Genomic DNA, 16,268 nt, shown 5'->3' on the forward strand with positions numbered 1-16,268 from the left:
ACCTCCGCAGGCGGAATGCCCCGGGACGACGCGCCCTCGGGTCTCTGGCCCGGCCCTGGTCCCGCCCGCCGTGATCCAACGCGGCGCGGCCGGGCGGTCGGTCGCGCCGGGTCGGCGGGACCCTACAGACTCGGGCTCAATCCGGCCAGACCGACGGCCGCCGGGCCGGCATGCGCCCGGACGGGGTCCCGTCCCTCGGCGGTGCATCGGGGGCGGTCGGTTTCGCCGGGGCCGTGTCCGCGCTCTTGCGCCGGGCGGGCTGTTTGCGGGGCGCCGGGGTCGCGTCGCCCGTTGCTCCGGAGGTCCCGGATTCACCGGCCCCGCCGGATGCCTTGGTCCGGGTCATGACGTCCCCTCCCCGTCCGCGTCGGAGTCCGCCAGCGCCGACAGACCGACGGCGAACCGCCGTTCCGCCGCGCCGATGCCCCCCGCCGACTCATCGAGCGGCCGCACGGTCACGTTGGCGTAGGTGCGGCCGAAGCTGATGTCGGGGTGGAGGCCCGCCGTCTCCGACAGCCCGGCGGCCCGGTCCAGGAAGGTCCGGGTCTCCGCATAGCTGTGGAAGTCGAAGCGGCGGAACAGACCGGGGGGCCGCGTCTGTTCCGTCCAGGCGGCCGGCGTGCCGGTGTCGGTCTCGCTCATGGCGTGTCCTTCCCTGCGGGACCGTCAGGATTCGCCCGATCAGGCGGCGGCGGACGTGGTGCCCGACGCGCCGCCGGACAACACCGGCTCCACCTCGCGGTGGGGACGAGCGATGATGTGCGCGGCCACCAGGCCGTCGCCGACGCGCTCGCAGGCATCGGCGCCGGCCCGCACGGCGGCGTTCACGGCGCCGGTCTCGCCGCGCACCATGACGGTGACGTAGCCCCCGCCCACGAAGTCACGGCTGACGAGGCGCACCTCGGCCGCCTTGGTCATGGCGTCGGCCGCCTCGATGGCGGGCACGAGGCCCCGGGTCTCGATCATGCCGAGGGCGATGCCGTAGGTTTCCTGAGCCATTGTCTTGTCTCCAGTTGAGGGTCGAACGGAACCCGGCCCCGATTACTTGGCGCCGGTGTTGGTGCCGGACAGCACCGGCTCCACTTCGCGGTGCGGGCGGGCGATGATGTGCGCGGCCACCAGACCGTCGCCGACGCGCTCGCAGGCGTCCGCGCCCGCGCGCACGGCGGCGTTCACGGCGCCGGTCTCGCCGCGCACCATGACGGTGACGTAGCCCCCGCCCACAAAGTCACGGCTGACGAGGCGCACCTCGGCCGCCTTGGTCATGGCGTCGGCCGCCTCGATGGCGGGCACGAGGCCCCGGGTCTCGATCATGCCAAGCGCAATACCGTACGGTTCCTGAGCCATGGTCTCTGGTCCTTCTCCAGGTTGGGGACGTCAGGTGACGGGGTCGTCGTCCCAGTCGTCGATGATGCCGCCGATGGCGAGGTCGGTCTGAAGCGCGGGGTCGCCGACCGCATAGCGCGCGGCCGATCCCGATACGGTGAACACCCACGATCCGGGACTGGCGCCGACCGTGTCCGTGGCTACGGCCAGCCCGCCCGAGGCGTCGCACAGCAGCCGCAGGTCCGTGACGCCGAGGCCGGGGACGCGGCGGGTGCAGACCAGGGAGCCGGTGACGCGCATGATCTCCATCACGCGCCCTCCTCGGGGACCCAGTGATCGATGATGCCGACGATCGTCAGATCGCTCGGGAATTCCTTGCTGCCGGCGGCGTCGCGCGCGGCTGAGCTGCCGACACAGATCACCCAGTCGCCCGGCGTGCAGCCCACCGCGTCCACCGCCACCGCCCGCGCGCGGCCGTCGCGCACGACCTGAAGGTGGCGGTGCTCCAGCCCGCTGATGCGGTGCGTCGCGACCAGGGGCTTTTCGACCTGATAGATCTTCATGCGTGGGTCCTCCCGCCGGTGCCGGTCAGGGTGGTGCCGGTCAGGGTGGTGCCGGTCAGGGTGTCGTGGACGGTGCCGCCGTCCACCTCCAGGGCGGCGCCGGGCACCGTGCAGTCCCGCACCATCCGCGCGGTGTGCAACCGGCCGGCGGCGACCAGGTCCGGAAAGCGCGCATGCAACGCCGCCTCCGTCCGCCGTGCGCGTTCAATGGCCCGGTCGCGCGCGCCGGGCACCGTGCCGTGATAGTCGAACCGCACGATCGCCGGCACCGGCAGGCCGCGCGGGGCGTTCAGGCCGCCCAGCACCTTGACGCCGACGTCCAGGTCGGCGGCGCCCTCCTCGACGGTGTGGAGGTAGGCGAAATAGGTGAGGTTGCGAAGCTGGATCTCCTCGAACCCGATGCCCAGGCCGATGAACCGCTCGGCGTGGCCGATGTCGGCGTAGCGTCCGCCGTGATGGGCGGCCACCAGGTCGATCTGCGACAGGTTCCCGGCCACCAGTCGGGCGCAGAAGCGCACCATGCCGTCCTCGGGCGCGGCCCCGCCGCGCGCGGCCAGACGCTCGCGGATCCACTGCGCCGCCGCCGCCTCGGGGTCGCCGAGCGCATGCCCGGCGTGGCGGGTGTCGGCATGGAAGTCCCGCACGTCCAGGGGATCGTCCAGGGCGATGCGGCCGTCCCGCCCGGGAATGTGCAGGCGGATGGCGTCGCTGTCCGTGTCCAGACCCACCAGCAGCAGGTCGATGGACGCGCCGCAGCAGAACCCGGACTCGACCGCCTGACGGAAGCCGTGCAGCCGTTCCAGGCCGGCGCGGGCGGCCGCCGTCGTGTCGCCCTTGTGGGCGGCGCAGCCCTGGGCGGCGGGATCGGATTCGCTGGTGTGGTAGACCACGACCTTGAGATAGCGCGTGGGGCGGTGCGCCGCCGTCGGCAGACCCTCTCGGTAGCGGTGCATCTCCACCTCAACCCACTTCTGCACGCTGTCCTCGATGTCGAACAGGGCCCCGGCGTGGGAGCGACGACGCACGCAGCCGTAGGGCAGCCGCAGCACCTGCGAGATGACATGCGCCAGCCGACCGTCGGCGCAGGGCGAGATGTCCACGGTGTGAAAGCCGCAGTCGTGCAGGACCGCATCAAAGGCCGGGTCCGACCGCCCGCCCAGGGGATCGTCGGCGAAGAACCGATCGGCCTCGCGCCGCGCGGTCTCGAACACTGCCCAGGCGTACAGGGCGCGCCCGTCCAGGCCGTCCACCCAGGCCCGATCCAGGATCGGGGCCGGCAGGTCGAAGCCGAGTTCGGCGCGAGCGATGCCCTGGGCTGCGGTCACGACATCCCCCTGGCCAAGCGCGCCGGCGACCCGGCGCAGGGTGGGTTCGATGCGGTCGAAGGCGTCCTTCACCCCACTGTCGTAGGCGAACAGGCGGGCGCTCTGGTCGGTCCGGGCCAGCGGATGCCGCCCGGTGGCCACGGTGTGCGCGGCGCGGTGGACCGTCGCCACCTCCGCCGGAGCCACCGCCGGGGCCTCCGCCGGGGCCTCAACCGCGCGCGCGCGCTCGGGCTCCGGCCGGCGTTGGGGCTCGGTCGGAGCCTCCGCCGGACGGCCCGGCGGCGGCGCCAGGGGCGCGCCGGACGAGGCCCAGAGCAGGGACCGCTGTATGCCTGTGCGGGGGATCATGGCGTGGCGATCCTCAGCCTCGGGCCCCGCCGGAGACCGTCACCACGGCGCCTTTCTCCGTGTTGCCGCTGCTGCCGGTCACGAGAACGTCCGAGGCGCGGGCCGTGGCCGCGCGGTCGGCGGACGCCGCCCGCTGGGGCTGCCGGGGCGGAGCGCTGCCGCGCCAGCTCGGGTTGCGGGCGCTGGCCGAGTGGCCCTCGGTGCCGGTCACGCGGTCGCCCCGGTCCCAGTCGTCGCCGGTGATGCGCGGCCCGGTGTCCATGCCCTCGCCGGTGATGCGGGGGCGCGGGTCCTCCGGCACGGGCGGGACGGCCGACGCGGCCGCCGCCTCGGGTTCGCCCTGCGGGACGCTGCCGCCAGTCGCGGCGGCCGGCGCCTGCGGCGCGGGCGGGGCTGCGAACTCGATCGACACAGGCGCCGAAGCCGGAGCCGGAGCCGGAGCCGGAGCCGGGGCGGGCTCGGGTGCGGCCGGCGTTGGCGTCTTGAAGGCCATGGCCATCGCGGGCATGGGGCCGGTCGGGCGCGGCCGGCTGGGGTCTCTCGCCCGGTCCTCGGTGCCGGTGACCTTGCCCGCGCCCCGACTGAAGGTGCCGGAGATGGTGGCCCCCCCGCCCCGCGCCCCGGTCACGCCGGGCCGCGTGCCGGCGGTGACAGCGGACGGCGCGGGCATGGGTCCGCCGCAGGCCTCGGTGGCCTGCCCGGCGCCCATGTAGGGCGTGCCGGTGATGGCGTCGCAGGCGCCGCGGGCCGCGCCGGTCAGGCCGGTCACACCCGGTTGCAGGCCGGTGATGTCGCGCCCGGACCCGGCCGGACGCGGAGACGGGGCCGACCGGGACAGCGTATCATTGCCGCCGCCGTAGGGCGTGCCGGTCAGGGCGCGGTCCGCGCCGGCCTCGGTGCCCGTGACCCGTCCGCCATGGCTCATCCGAGGGCCGCTGACGGTCTGGCCGCGCGCGGTTTGGGTCTGGCCGGTCACGACAGGTTGGGGGGCGGGAACGGTGTCGCACACGGCCGCGAAGTGCTCGCCGCCCAGGTACTCGTCGCCGGTGACACTGCGGCAGCGGCCCGCCTCGGCCCCGGTGACGGGCACAGTGCCGGTCACGCTGGTGCGTGTGCCGGTGACGGCCCGGCCGTGCAGGGTGCGCATGTCGCCCACCTTGCGGGGCGCGCGCGGCGGCTCGCCCTGGCAGAAGCGGTCGAACACCTCGCCCGCCATATAGCGGGTGCCGGTGACATCGCGGCACAGGCCGACCTCGGCGCCGGTCTCGCGCCCGCCGGGGCCGACGGCGGTGCCGGTGGTGGCGTCGGACGCGGCCCGGTCCGGGCGGCGTCGCCCGGTCGGGGGACTCTTGGGCGCCCCCGACCGGCCGTTGCGGGCGCGGTCCTCCCGCACGGCCTTGGACAGATCCCGGCCGCTGATGTCCGGGTTGAGCTGGCGCGCCACCTGGGCGCAGGCGCTGCCGCCCTTGTGGGTCTCGGTGCCCTTCTTGCCCGCCGTGCTGATGGCGCGGCGGCGGGCCTGGGACAGCATGCGGCCCTGGCTCATGTTGGGCGCCTTGGCCGGGGTCGCGGGCCGACGGGAGGGCATGGCCGACGGGGCCGGCGCGCGGGTCTCCGGCGCATCATGGGCGGCGGCGGCCGGATCGGGCGACGCCTCGTGATGGGGCGCCGATGTCGGCGCGGCCCCCGGCCCCTGCTCGGGCGCGTCGGACCGGGTCCGTTCCGGCCGCGACAGCGCGGCCTTGCCCCGCCCGGCGAGCGCCTCGCGGCGGACCTTGGAGGCGGTGCGGGCGTCCCCGCCCTCCCGCGACGCGGGCGCGGCGGAGGCCGGACGGGTCGGCGGCGCGGGCGACCGGGACGGGGCGGACGGGCCGCCGGATCCGGACCACACGGCAGCCTTGCCGTGGATCTGGGCCGCACGACGGGCCCGCGCGGCGGCGCGGCCGTTCTGCTCTGGGCTGGCCATGGTCGGCTCTCTCGGGCTGCTCAGGGGGACAGGGGCGACGGAGCGGGACGAACGGCCGGCCTTACCAGCCGCTGCCCCGGAACACGACGAACGCCGACCCCTGGCACTGGGTGTAGTTGTCGTAGCCCACCAGGCGCACATGGTGCCCGGGATAGGCCTGGCGGCAGGCCTCGCACTCGGCCAGCACGGCGTGCACGTCGGTCTCGCCGAAGAACGGCAGCTTCCACATGGGCCAGTAGTGGCCGATGGCGCGGGAGGGATCCTCGTGCTCGATGGCCGGGGTCCAGCCCTGGGCGATGATGTAGGCCGCCTGCTCGACGATCTCTTCGCGGGTCAGGGGCGGCAGGAAGGCAAACGTCTCAAGAGACGCCTGCGTCTGGTAGTCCTTCATGGCCGAAGGCGCGTTCATGGTCATTGGTCTCGGGCTCCGTCACGGGATGCGGGTGGGGGGGGTCAAGTGCGGCCGGGCGGACTTAGGCGGCGTCCAGCTTGTCCACGGTCTCGAACTCGAACTTGATCTCCTTCCAGGTCTCCATCGCGATCGCCAGCTCGGGGCTGTGACGGGCCGCCTCGGTCAGGATCTCGCGGCTCTCGCGCTCCAGGTCGCGGCCCTGGTTGCGCGCCTTGACGCAGGCTTCCAGCGCGACCCGGTTGGCGGCGGCCCCGGCCGCGTTGCCCCACGGGTGGCCCTGGGTGCCGCCACCGAACTGCAGCACGGAGTCGTCGCCGAAGATCGTGACCAGCGCCGGCATGTGCCAGACGTGGATGCCGCCCGACGCCACGGCGAACACGCCCGGCATGGAGCCCCAGTCCTGGTCGAAGAAGATGCCCCGTCGCCGGTCCTCGGGGATGAAGGACTCGCGCAGCAGGTCCACGTAGCCGAGGGTGGAGGCGCGGTCGCCCTCCAGCTTGCCCACCACGGTGCCGGTGTGCAGGTGGTCGCCGCCGGACAGGCGCAAACATTTCGCCAGCACGCGGAAGTGGATGCCGTGCTTGGGGTGGCGGTCGATCACCGCATGCATGGCGCGGTGGATGTGCAGCAGCATGCCGTTGCGGCGGCACCACTTGGCCAGCGTGGTGTTGGCGGTGAAGCCGGCCGTCAGGAAGTCGTGCATGATGATCGGCTGGCCCAGCTCCTTGGCGAACTCGGCGCGCTGCAGCATCTGGTCCATGTCCGGCGCGGTCACGTTCAGGTAGTGACCCTTGCGCTCGCCGGTCTCCTCCTGCGACTTGCGCACGGCCTCGGCGACGAACTCGAAGCGGTTTTCCCAGCGCATGAAGGGCTGGCTGTTGACGTTCTCGTCGTCCTTGGTGAAGTCCAGGCCGCCGCGCAGGCACTCATAGACGGCGCGGCCGTAGTTCTTGGCAGACAGACCCAGCTTGGGCTTGATGGTGCAGCCCAGCATGGGGCGGCCGTACTTGTTCAGCTTGTCGCGCTCCACCTGGATACCGGAGGGTGGACCCATGCAGGTCTTCACGTAGGCCAGCGGGAAGCGGATGTCCTCCAGGCGCAGGTGCTTGACCGCCTTGAAGCCGAACACGTTGCCGACCAGCGACGTCAGCACGTTGACGACCGAGCCTTCCTCGAACAGGTCGATGGGATAGGCGACGAAGGCGTAGAAGCTTTCCTGGTCGCCGGGCACGTCCTCGATCGCATAGGCGCGGCCCTTGTAGTACTCCATGTCGGTCAGCAGCTCGGACCACACGGTGCTCCAGGTGCCGGTGGAGGACTCGGCGGCAACGGCGGCCGCGGCCTCTTCCCGGGGAACGCCAGCCTGCGGGGTGATCTTGAAGCAGGCCAGGAGGTCGGTGTCGAGCGGAATGTAGTCCGGAGTCCAATACGTCTCGCGGTATTCCTTCACTCCGGCATCATATTTCTTCGCTGACATTGATGGGCTCCTGTGGGTCTGTGGCGCCGAGTCTGGAAGGGAGCCTACCCACGCCTTTTGAGCGCATCAATTCACCTGTTTCTATGGCACCTATAGACCAACGATGATGGAAACGCGGGGTCGGGGGGTATGGGCCGGACCCCGCACATGACGGCACTCCCTCCCCGGACGTCCGGGGTGGCGGGGGCACAGGCCCCAACCCCCTTCATGGGCAATCGCGGGAGGAGCGGTCCGACGGCGCGGCATGACGGTTCTCAATGCGCGGGGGCGCCGGATCGGTCAGCAAGGATCGGAATCGTTCCAGAAAAGCATGGAGCCCCACCGATGCCTGCCCCCGGATGCCCCGCCGAAACCCGCTATTCGCCCCCGTATTTCCTGGCCGCGCTGGGGAACGGGGGGCTTGCGGTCTCGTTCTTCATCTACCTGATGTTCCTGCTGCCGCATCCGGCCACGCCGATTCCGGTGTTCGAGGACATCGCGGCCGCCCTGGCCCGCGCCGACTGGGTCTCGGCCCTGGTGGCCGTGGCCCTGGCCGGTGTTCTGTGGTTCGCGTGGCGTCACGCGAACCTGATGGTGTGGAACGTGCGCGCCTGCCTCGCCGCGCGGCGGGGCCCCGCCGGCGTGTGCGCGCCCCCGGGCGCGGCCGAGGTCTCCATGATGGCCGCGCCGCTGGCCGGGGCCATGTCCATCAATGTCATGTTCGTGCTGGGCGCGCTGTTCGTGCCCGGCCTGTGGTCGGTGGTGGAGTGGCTGTTCCCGGGCGCTCTGGTCGGCTTCGCCGCCATGGGCTGGCTGGCGCTGCGCATCCTGACCCGCTACCTGGCCCGCATGCTGACCGAAGGGGGCTATTCGGGCGCCCAGACGGCCGGCTTCGGCCAGCTCATCGCCACCTTCGCGCTGGTCATGGTGGCCGTGGGCTTCGCCGCGCCGGCCGCCATGTCGCAGACGCCGGCCTGGGTGGCGCTCGGGGTGCTGGGGTCGATCTTCTTCCTGTCGGCGGCGGGTGTTCTGGGGGTGGCCTGGCTGGTCATGGGCCTGCGCGACATCAAGGAACACGGCATCGCGCCCGAGGCCGCGCCCTCCCTGTGGATCGTGATCCCGATCCTGACCGTGGGCGGCATCGCCGCGGTGCGGCTGTCGCACGGCTTCGCCATGCTGTGGCCGGAGAGCGCCACCCAGACCGCCTGGCTGCCCGTGATGGCGGTGATCGTCTCGGTGCAGGTGCTGTTCGGGCTGCTGGGCTGGGCGGTGATGACGCGCCTGGACTACTTCCGCACCTACCTGGGCGGCGAGCGCCTGAGCGCCCATTCCTACGCCCTGATCTGCCCGGGCGTGGCGTTCATGGTGTTCGGCATGTTCTTCATCCACCTGGGACTGGTGAAGGGCGGCCTGATCGCGCCCCTGGGGCCGGTGCATCTGGCCCTGATCGCGCCCCTGGCCTACCTGCAGGTCCGGACCATCCGGACGACGATCCGCCTGGACCGGCTGCACTTCGGCCGCCCGACCGGCGCCGTCGAGGGACCCTCGCAGGCACGGGGCGCGGGGTCCTGACGAGTGCTCATACTGGCCGGCTTTTGTCCTGACTCGTCAGGACAAAAGCCATAGGCCGGGCGGTATCACCCGTCGCCCCGCAACTGGTTGCGGCCCGCGGCCTTGGCCGCATACAGGGCCGCATCCGCGCGGCTGACCCAGTCCGGCACGGTCTCGCCCGGACGATGCTGCGCGACACCCAGGCTGATGGTCATGGGTCCGACGGCCTCAATGGGCTCCTCCTCCATGGCGGCGCGCAGGGTCTCGGCCAGTTGCACGGCGCCCGCCGCCTCCGTGCCGGGCAGGATGACCAGGAACTCCTCGCCGCCCCAGCGCGCCAGCAAGTCGGTTTCGCGCACCCGGGCGGCCAGGCGGTCGGCCACCTCGCACAGCACCCGGTCGCCGGTCGGATGGCCGTGGGTGTCGTTGACGACCTTGAAGTGGTCCACGTCGATCATGACGAGGGACACGGCCATCTCCAAGCGCTCCGCGCGGCGCACCTCCGTGTCGAGATGGCGATTGGCCTCCTGACGGTTGAACAGCCCGGTCAGCGCATCGTGGGTGGCCTTGTGCTCCGGTTCGGCCAGCAGCGCGCGCTGATGCGTGACGTCAACGACCATCGACAGAAGGTACGTGGTTTCGCCGCTGGTGATGCATTCGGCTGTCATCTCCCCGATGAACGGGCTGCCGTCCGGCCGTGTGAACCGATATTCGACCGGGGCGCGCCCGCCGTACGAGACGGCCTCGCGGGTCACGGCGTCCCGGATGGCCTGGGTCGAGAACAGCCCCAGCTCGACCGACGTCCGGCCGATGACCTCCGCCCGCCGCCGTCCGATGGTGCGCAGCAGGGCCGTGTTGGCCTCGACGAAGCGGCCGGTCTCGGGATCGGTGATGGCCATCAGGGTGGCGTTGTTGGTGAAGGCTTTCTTGAACTTCTCTTCGGACAGGGCGAGATCCGACAGGTCGCGGCTGGCGGTGAACAGCACGGGTGCGTCGTTCCAGGTGCCCTGGGCGATGCGGGTTTCCGCGGGCACCAGCCGGCCGTCGCGCGTGGCGAGGGGACGGGTCAGCACGTCCGCCGTTCCGGCAAGCATCGCCCGCAGGTCCGCCGCCGCCTCTTCCTGATGCGCCGCGGGCCGCAGCGCCAGCACCGAGTTGCCGATCAGGTCCTTGCGCGCCCAGCCCAGCCGGTCGAGCAGGGTCCGGTTGGCCTCGACGATGCGGCCGTCCCGGGCCACCACCGCCAGCAGATCGCGGGAGAGCGAGAAACAGGCGTTGAGATTGCCCAGGCTGCGTTGCACGGCGTCCTCTGACGCTTTCTGGTCCGTGATGTCGCGCCGGACCTCCACGACGCCCTTGAGCACGCCGGTCTCGTCGAACGCCGGGAACGCGCGCAGCGACCAGACCCGGCCGTCGGGCGTGGTCTGGTCGGCCTCCGCCGGCCGGCCGGTGCGGAAGGTTTCGACCACCGGGCACCCGGGGCAGGGCGATTCGCGCCCGGCCCAGGTGGCGTAACACGGGGGCCCGGTCAGGGCGTCGGTGTCGGCGGCGACCGACTGGCGGACCGCCGCATTGGTCCAGGTCATGCGCAGGTCGTCGCGCTCGAAATAGGCCACGACATCCGAGATGCTGGACAGAATCAGGGCCTTGTCGTGCTCGCTCTGGCGCAGCGCCGCTTCGGCCGCCTTGCGCTCGGTGATGTCCTGGACGATGGAGAACAGCACCGTGCGGCCCTGCAGGTCCAGCGGCGTGGAATGCACCATGACGTCGCGCAGCGCGCCCGATGCCAGGCGGTGCCGGAACTCGAACACGGACTGGCGCTGGGTGAGCGCCCGCTGGCGTGCGGCCTGCACCTCGTCCTTCGGCAGCGCGTTGATGGCCTCGATGCTCAGGGACCGCAGGTGCGACGAATCGTAGCCGTAGAAGCGGGCGGCGGCCGCGTTGGCGCGCAGAATTCGGCCGTCGTCGGGATCGACCAGCAGCATGGGCGCGCTGGAGCCGTCGAACAGCCCCTTGTAGAGCAGGCGGCTGCGGCGCAGGGAGTCCTGGTCCCGAACCTGGGAGGCGACATCCCGCGTGACGGCCACGATCTCGATCGGGGCGCCGGTTTCCGGGTTGCGGACGGCGCGGCTCGTGGTCTCGACCCAGAGATACCGGCCGCTGGCGTGACGCACGCGGTAGCGCACCCGGCCCGGCCCCCTGGTGTTCAGGATGCGCCGTTGCGCCGCCTCGACGCGGGGGCGGTCGTCCGGGTGGCACAGGGCGATGCCGCTGGTGCCCAGCACCTCGTCAGGGTCGCAGGCGAGGACCTGACGGCAGGCAGGCGAAACGAAGGTGCACACCCCCTCCAGCGTATGGGTGGAGATGATGTCGGTCGCGTTCTCCGCCAGCAGGCGATAGCGCCGTTCACTGTCGCGAAGCGCCTGTTCGGCCTGTCGCTGGGCGGAGACGTCCCGGCCCACGCCGATCATGCCCGCCAGGCGGCCGTCGCCGTCCAGCACGGCGGTGATCTGCCAGGCCAGCCAGCGCCAGCCGCTGGCGGTCGGGGCCCGGAACTCCAGGTCCGTGCGGTGCGGCGGGGTCCGCAGCGTTTCCAGCGCCGCCAGGACCTTCGGCCGGTCCTGGTCATGCACCTGATCCAGGATCGGCGCGCCGACGAGGTCCTCAAGCTGACAGCCGAACGTCTCGCAGTAGGCGCGGTTGGCGTAGACGAAGCGGTTCTCCCGGTTGACCTTGAAGATGAGGGCCGACTGATTCTCGGCGATCAGGCGGTAGCGGGCCTCGCTGGCGCGCAACGCGGCCTGGGCGCGTTCGCGTTCGGTCACATCCACCAGACTGAGGATCAGGCCGTCGATCACCCCGGCGGCGTCGCGGACCGGCTGCACCGACACGTCCCAGTGGGTCGCGTCGGTTCCGTTGGGTCCAACGGGACGCGAGATCTGCCGGGCCTCCGCCGTGAACGGCTCGCCGGTCTCCAGCACGCGCGCGCAGACCCCCTTCAGCCCCGCGTCGGGCACGATCTCGAAATGAGCCCGCCCGACCAGCGCGTCCGGCGGCTGGCCGGCCAGGGCGGCATAGGTCTCGTTGACCCGCAGCACCGAGAACCGGCGGTCCAGATAGGCGACGGCGAAGATGCTCTGCGAGAAGAAGCGGTCCAGCAGGGCCGTGGAGCGGCGCAGCCGGTGTTCGATCTCCATGCGGCCGGAGATGTCGCGCACCACGGTGATGACGCCGACCCGCGCGCCGTTCAGCACGACGGGGTCTTTGCGGGTCTGGATCCATTGCAGGCCCGCCTGCGTCGGAAGGAGCTGCTCGCGGGTGACGGTGCGGCCGCTTTCCAGAGTGGTGCGGTCGTCCCGTTCCAGGCTGCTGGCGACCTCGTCGGGAAACAGGTCGCGGTCGGTCTTGCCGACCAGATCCGCGACGGGCCGGCCCAGGGCGCGGGCCATCGCGGCGTTCACCTGTCGCAGGACGAGCGAGGTGTCCTTGATGGCCACCAGGTCGCCGCAGGCATCCATGGCCGCCGACAGCATGGCGGCCGAGCTCCAGAGCGGGTCCTCAGCCTTCCTGACGATCTGCCCGGCGGGGTCGCCAGGGCCCGTGGTGTTCGCGTCGTCAACCATCGAACGAGTCCTTCGTTCACGGGGGTGGGCCGCACCTTTTGGTGATGTCTCCTTTTCGGTTCGATAAATGGGTTTCCTTGTTTCGATAACAGAAGACAAAGGATACTCCATTGTAACACAAACGTCATCTAACCGGATGGCCAGGGTCTTAAATAACTTTGGGCCAGGGCCTTGAAGCCAAAAGATCGCTCTAAAGAAGGAGGCGCTGGCAGTCCGAATTCTGTTTTGCTGCGGCGCAAAAGAGCCGTGTCAACGTATTGCGAATTCTCATTCCGGACTGGGAGCGGCGGTGCGGTATCGTCGGCGCTATTTAATACGCTTCAAAATAAACCGGATGGTTTGGGTGGGTGTGTTCTGGTGATTGGTGCAATTCTTGCCCGTTGCAGCCGACGCTTGGTGATCCTGCGTGGGCCGCCGCGCGTAGTCCGTTTGTATGGTCAACATCGCCGGGGTGTCCCGATGGTTCATGTCGTCCGGTTCAAGCGCGACCTGCCCACCAGGACCTGCGCCGTGTGCGGCCGTCCGTTCACGTGGCGGCGCAAGTGGGCCGCCTGCTGGGATCAGGTCCGGTCTTGCTCGAACCGCTGCCGCCGAAATCGTTCCACGAAAGGACCCACGCCATGCTGAACAGACCGCGCCGCATTCCGCCCGGACCGGGGCAGGAGTCCGTCTGGGATTACCCGCGTCCGCCCCGGCTGGAGCCTGTCAGCGAGCGGTTGCGCGTCGTGTTCGCGGGCGAGACCCTGGCCGAGACCACGCGTGGGCACCGCCTTTTGGAGACCAGCCACCCGCCGGTCTATTACATCCCGCCCGAGGACGTGCGGATGGAGGCCCTGGCGGCGGAGGGGCGCCGGACGATCTGCGAGTTCAAGGGCGCGGCGCGCTACTGGACGGTGCGGCTGGGCGGCGGGAAGGCGCCGGGCGCGGCCTGGAGCTACACCGATCCGCCGCCGGCCTATCAGGCCATCGCCGGGCATCTGGCGTTCTACGTCAGCGCCGTGGACGCCTGTTTCGTCGGTGACGAGCAGGTGCAGGCCCAGGCCGGGGACTTCTATGGCGGCTGGATCACGGCCCGGATCGTGGGGCCGTTCAAGGGCGAGCCGGGCACGTGGGGGTGGTAGGGCGCACCGCCCCGAGGAGGCCCGGGTGGGGGCATGGGACCGCGCAGCGCGACGGGTGAGGCCACCTCATCCGCCGTCGGTCTCAGCAGCTACTTTTCGGGGCGTTGGCGTAATGGCGGAGGGGGTGGGATTCGAACCCACGGTACGGTTGCCCGTACACCGGTTTTCGAGACCGGCCCGTTCAACCACTCCGGCACCCCTCCGCAGGGACGCGAGACGGCGCGCACCCTCATGGGGTGGGCCGCGCGGCTGGACAGGACCGGGGTTCTATCCCCTTTCGCGGGGCGTTGTAAACCCCCGCAAGCGGGTCGGACCCCCCGAATGCGCCGCTAACCCGCTGCTCGCGCCTGGGGGGTGACGCGGGCGTCCGATCCGCTGATGTCGGGCCGCTCGATGGCGCGCAGGATCTCGGGCAGGCCGACCGAGCCGACGATGCCCTCGCCCTCGCGCGAGACCGGGCGGCGGCCCGAGGGATCGTCGTGGAACGCGGTCAGCGCCTCTTCCAACGTGGTCTGCGCGTCCACCGCCGGGCCGCGCGCGCCGGCGCGGTCGGAGGTCATGACCGCCTTGACGCGCAGCACGCGGGCGCGATTGATGTCCTTGACGAAGTCCGCGATGTAGGCGTCCGCGGGGCGCATGACGATTTCGGGGGTGGTGCCCTCCTGGATCACGGCGCCGTCGCGCAGGATGGCGATGCGGTCGCCCAGGCGCAGGGCCTCGTCCAGATCGTGGGTGATGAACACGATGGTCTTGCGCAGCTCGGCCTGCAGGGCCAGCAACACGCCCTGCATGTCGGTGCGGATGAGCGGATCGAGGGCCGAGAACGCCTCGTCCATCAGCAGGATGTCGGAATCCGTCGCCAGCGCCCGGGCCAGGCCCACGCGCTGCTGCATGCCCCCGGACAGGGCGGTCGGGAAGCGGTCCTCGAACCCGCTCAGGCCGACGCGTTCGATCCAGCCGCGCGCGCGCGCCTCCGCCGTCGCCCGCTTCACGCCCTGCACCCGCAGCCCATAGGCCACGTTGCCCAGCACGGTGCGGTGGGGATGCAGGGCGAAGCGCTGGAACACCATGCTCGCCCGGTGGCGGCGGAAGTGACGCAGGGCGCGGGGCGACAGGTCCATGATGTCCGTGCCGTCCACATGGATGGACCCGGCGGTGGGCTCGATCAGGCGGTTGAGGTGGCGGATCAGGGTGGACTTGCCCGAGCCGGACAGCCCCATGACCACATGCACGTCGCCCTGGCGCACGGTCATGGAGATGTTGTCCAGGCCCAGGACGTGGCCGTGCTGTTCCAGCAGTTCGGTCTTGCCGATGCCCCGGTCGCGCACCAGCGGCAGCGCCGCCGCCGGGTCCGGCCCGAAGATCTTGTAAAGGCCGGCGATGGCGATCTTGGACTCAGGCGTCATCACGGTACCTCTGCAGGCGGCGGCCGTAGGACTGGGTGAGGCGGTCGAAGATGATCGCCAGCAGCACAACGGCGAGACCGTTCAGCACGCCCATGGCGAAATACTGGTTGGTGACGGCGCGCAGCACCGGCTGGCCCAGGCCCTTGACCCCGATCATGGAGGCGACGACGACCATGGACAGCGCCATCATGATGGTCTGGTTGATGCCGGCCATGATGTTGGGCAGGGCGAGCGGCACCTGCACGCCCCACAGCCGTTGCCAGGGACTGGCGCCGAAGGCATCGGTGGCCTCCAGCACCTCCTCGTTGACCAGCCGGATGCCCAGATCGGTCAGTCGGATCACCGGCGGGATGGCGTAGATCACCACCGCCAGCACCCCCGGCACCTTGCCCAGGCCCAGCAGCATGACCACCGGGATCAGGTAGACGAAGCTGGGCATGGTCTGCATCACGTCCAGGACCGGCACCACCGCGCCCTTCAGCCGGTCCGATCGCGACATCAGGACGCCGATGGGAATGCCCGCCGTGACGGCCATCAGGGTGCAGACGGCGATCATGGCCATGGTGCGCATGGTGTCTTCCCACATGCCCATGATGCCGATGAACAGGAACGAGCCCACCACCAGCCCGACCAGCGCCGGCCGGCGGCTGGCCGCCCAGGCCAGACCGGCGATGACCGCGATCACCAGCCACCAGGGCGCGCCGAGCAGCATCTGCTCGACCCACACCATCAGCCGCAGCAGGGGCAGGAAGGCGTCCTCGATGGCGGCCCCGAAGGTGCGGGTGAAGCCCAGATAGGCGTCGTCGATGGCCCGGTTGATCGCCCGCAGCGTGGCGTCATCGATGGCGGGAAAGTCGATCAGCCAGTTGGGGTCGGCCATGGGTCGGGTTCTCCCTGGCGGCGGGCTGTCTTGGGAAACCGTCATCCTCGGTCGCCGGGGGCGGCGAAGGATCTCGGGCGGCCGGGACGGCCGCGATGGACCGGGACGCCGGCACGTCCATGACCGAGATCCTTCGGCCGCGCCGCGGCCTCAGGATTGTCTGTTTGATTTGTGGCATTGTGGAGATGCCGGGTTGCGGGGCCCCGGGTGGCCACCCGGGGCCCCGCACCGGATCGTGTGATCGTCTCAGGATGGGGTCTTTGCCCGTTGTCATCGTGATCCGCGATCCGG

15 protein-coding genes and 1 tRNA gene are annotated in these 16,268 nt (G+C 71.1%); 3 read left to right on the forward strand and 13 right to left on the reverse strand.

Annotated elements, in window-relative coordinates:
• Positions 1 to 342: 342 nt before the first annotated feature.
• The 9 genes from GHC57_RS12630 to GHC57_RS12670 all read right to left on the reverse strand — a co-directional run bounded on the left by GHC57_RS12630 (position 343) and on the right by GHC57_RS12670 (position 7,417).
• Complete coding sequence (locus GHC57_RS12630; protein ID WP_153344771.1) at positions 343 to 642, reverse strand: 4a-hydroxytetrahydrobiopterin dehydratase; 300 nt, start codon at positions 640 to 642, stop codon at positions 343 to 345.
• Positions 643 to 681: 39 nt separating this feature from the next.
• Positions 682 to 999, reverse strand: coding sequence for an alpha-carboxysome major shell protein CsoS1 (gene csoS1, locus GHC57_RS12635; RefSeq protein WP_153344773.1), 318 nt, complete (start codon positions 997 to 999; stop codon positions 682 to 684).
• A 42-nt stretch (positions 1,000 to 1,041) separates the two neighbouring features.
• Positions 1,042 to 1,347 (reverse strand): alpha-carboxysome major shell protein CsoS1, encoded by a 306-nt coding sequence (gene csoS1, locus GHC57_RS12640; protein WP_153344775.1) that lies wholly within the window; start codon positions 1,345 to 1,347, stop codon positions 1,042 to 1,044.
• 30 nt (positions 1,348 to 1,377) lie between these two features.
• A complete protein-coding gene (locus GHC57_RS12645) occupies positions 1,378 to 1,635 on the reverse strand; it encodes a carboxysome peptide B (protein WP_153344777.1) in 258 nt (85 codons plus the stop codon).
• The gene (gene csoS4 / locus GHC57_RS12650) at positions 1,635 to 1,889 is read right to left on the reverse strand and encodes an alpha-carboxysome shell vertex protein CsoS4 (protein WP_153344780.1); all 255 of its coding nucleotides are present in this window, start codon (positions 1,887 to 1,889) and stop codon (positions 1,635 to 1,637) included. Before csoS4 ends, GHC57_RS12645 begins: the two co-directional genes overlap by 1 nt.
• Entirely contained in the window at positions 1,886 to 3,562 is a 1,677-nt protein-coding gene (locus tag GHC57_RS12655) for a carboxysome shell carbonic anhydrase (RefSeq protein ID WP_153344782.1), read from the reverse strand. Before GHC57_RS12655 ends, csoS4 begins: the two co-directional genes overlap by 4 nt.
• A gap of 13 nt (positions 3,563 to 3,575) precedes the next feature.
• The gene (locus tag GHC57_RS20285; RefSeq protein ID WP_153344784.1) at positions 3,576 to 5,528 is read right to left on the reverse strand and encodes an alpha-carboxysome scaffolding protein CsoS2; all 1,953 of its coding nucleotides are present in this window, start codon (positions 5,526 to 5,528) and stop codon (positions 3,576 to 3,578) included.
• A 61-nt stretch (positions 5,529 to 5,589) separates the two neighbouring features.
• Entirely contained in the window at positions 5,590 to 5,937 is a 348-nt protein-coding gene (locus GHC57_RS12665) for a ribulose bisphosphate carboxylase small subunit (RefSeq protein ID WP_153344786.1), read from the reverse strand.
• Positions 5,938 to 6,001: 64 nt separating this feature from the next.
• Entirely contained in the window at positions 6,002 to 7,417 is a 1,416-nt protein-coding gene (locus tag GHC57_RS12670) for a form I ribulose bisphosphate carboxylase large subunit (protein ID WP_153344788.1), read from the reverse strand.
• 324 nt (positions 7,418 to 7,741) lie between these two features.
• Between GHC57_RS12670 and GHC57_RS12675 the strand changes: the two genes are divergently transcribed.
• Complete coding sequence (locus tag GHC57_RS12675; protein ID WP_211369188.1) at positions 7,742 to 8,968, forward strand: TsoY family (seleno)protein; 1,227 nt, start codon at positions 7,742 to 7,744, stop codon at positions 8,966 to 8,968.
• Positions 8,969 to 9,033: 65 nt separating this feature from the next.
• On the opposite strand, the gene GHC57_RS12680 is transcribed toward GHC57_RS12675, so the two are convergent.
• Positions 9,034 to 12,570, reverse strand: a complete 3,537-nt coding sequence (locus tag GHC57_RS12680) for a sensor domain-containing diguanylate cyclase (RefSeq protein WP_170294862.1) — start codon at positions 12,568 to 12,570, stop codon at positions 9,034 to 9,036.
• Positions 12,571 to 13,029: 459 nt separating this feature from the next.
• On the opposite strand from GHC57_RS12680, the gene GHC57_RS12685 reads away from it, so the two are divergent.
• Together GHC57_RS12685 and GHC57_RS12690 are read left to right on the forward strand one after the other, a co-directional pair.
• Positions 13,030 to 13,197, forward strand: coding sequence for a DUF2256 domain-containing protein (locus GHC57_RS12685; RefSeq protein ID WP_153344792.1), 168 nt, complete (start codon positions 13,030 to 13,032; stop codon positions 13,195 to 13,197).
• Positions 13,191 to 13,691 carry a DUF427 domain-containing protein gene (locus GHC57_RS12690; RefSeq protein ID WP_153344794.1) on the forward strand — a complete coding sequence of 167 codons (501 nt, stop codon included), beginning with the start codon at positions 13,191 to 13,193 and terminating at the stop codon, positions 13,689 to 13,691. The genes GHC57_RS12685 and GHC57_RS12690 overlap by 7 nt, the downstream gene beginning before the upstream one ends.
• Positions 13,692 to 13,804: 113 nt before the next feature.
• On the opposite strand, the gene GHC57_RS12695 is transcribed toward GHC57_RS12690, so the two are convergent.
• From GHC57_RS12695 to GHC57_RS12705, 3 genes are all read right to left on the reverse strand, one after another.
• Positions 13,805 to 13,894: transfer RNA gene (locus GHC57_RS12695), tRNA-Ser, on the reverse strand.
• A 126-nt stretch (positions 13,895 to 14,020) separates the two neighbouring features.
• A complete protein-coding gene (locus tag GHC57_RS12700; RefSeq protein WP_153344796.1) occupies positions 14,021 to 15,097 on the reverse strand; it encodes a quaternary amine ABC transporter ATP-binding protein in 1,077 nt (358 codons plus the stop codon).
• The gene (locus GHC57_RS12705) at positions 15,087 to 15,977 is read right to left on the reverse strand and encodes an ABC transporter permease (protein WP_153344798.1); all 891 of its coding nucleotides are present in this window, start codon (positions 15,975 to 15,977) and stop codon (positions 15,087 to 15,089) included. The genes GHC57_RS12700 and GHC57_RS12705 overlap by 11 nt, the downstream gene beginning before the upstream one ends.
• Positions 15,978 to 16,268 lie beyond the last annotated feature (291 nt).

Source organism: Roseospira navarrensis (assembly GCF_009601025.1).
In the GTDB taxonomy this organism is placed as follows: domain Bacteria; phylum Pseudomonadota; class Alphaproteobacteria; order Rhodospirillales; family Rhodospirillaceae; genus Rhodospira; species Rhodospira navarrensis.

Excerpts from the sequence above, each read along its gene's own strand:
- GHC57_RS20285 (WP_153344784.1), bottom strand. The coding sequence starts at position 5,528 with ATGGCCAGCCCAGAGCAGAACGGCCGCGCCGCCGCGCGGGCCCGTCGT.
- GHC57_RS12685 (WP_153344792.1), top strand. The coding sequence starts at position 13,030 with ATGGTTCATGTCGTCCGGTTCAAGCGCGACCTGCCCACCAGGACCTGC.
- GHC57_RS12690 (WP_153344794.1), top strand. The coding sequence starts at position 13,191 with ATGCTGAACAGACCGCGCCGCATTCCGCCCGGACCGGGGCAGGAGTCC.
- csoS1 (WP_153344773.1), bottom strand. The coding sequence starts at position 999 with ATGGCTCAGGAAACCTACGGCATCGCCCTCGGCATGATCGAGACCCGG.
- GHC57_RS12655 (WP_153344782.1), bottom strand. The coding sequence starts at position 3,562 with ATGATCCCCCGCACAGGCATACAGCGGTCCCTGCTCTGGGCCTCGTCC.
- GHC57_RS12675 (WP_211369188.1), top strand. The coding sequence starts at position 7,742 with ATGCCTGCCCCCGGATGCCCCGCCGAAACCCGCTATTCGCCCCCGTAT.
- csoS4 (WP_153344780.1), bottom strand. The coding sequence starts at position 1,889 with ATGAAGATCTATCAGGTCGAAAAGCCCCTGGTCGCGACGCACCGCATC.
- GHC57_RS12680 (WP_170294862.1), bottom strand. The coding sequence starts at position 12,570 with ATGGTTGACGACGCGAACACCACGGGCCCTGGCGACCCCGCCGGGCAG.
- GHC57_RS12645 (WP_153344777.1), bottom strand. The coding sequence starts at position 1,635 with ATGGAGATCATGCGCGTCACCGGCTCCCTGGTCTGCACCCGCCGCGTC.
- GHC57_RS12630 (WP_153344771.1), bottom strand. The coding sequence starts at position 642 with ATGAGCGAGACCGACACCGGCACGCCGGCCGCCTGGACGGAACAGACG.
- GHC57_RS12665 (WP_153344786.1), bottom strand. The coding sequence starts at position 5,937 with ATGAACGCGCCTTCGGCCATGAAGGACTACCAGACGCAGGCGTCTCTT.
- GHC57_RS12700 (WP_153344796.1), bottom strand. The coding sequence starts at position 15,097 with ATGACGCCTGAGTCCAAGATCGCCATCGCCGGCCTTTACAAGATCTTC.
- GHC57_RS12705 (WP_153344798.1), bottom strand. The coding sequence starts at position 15,977 with ATGGCCGACCCCAACTGGCTGATCGACTTTCCCGCCATCGATGACGCC.
- GHC57_RS12670 (WP_153344788.1), bottom strand. The coding sequence starts at position 7,417 with ATGTCAGCGAAGAAATATGATGCCGGAGTGAAGGAATACCGCGAGACG.
- csoS1 (WP_153344775.1), bottom strand. The coding sequence starts at position 1,347 with ATGGCTCAGGAACCGTACGGTATTGCGCTTGGCATGATCGAGACCCGG.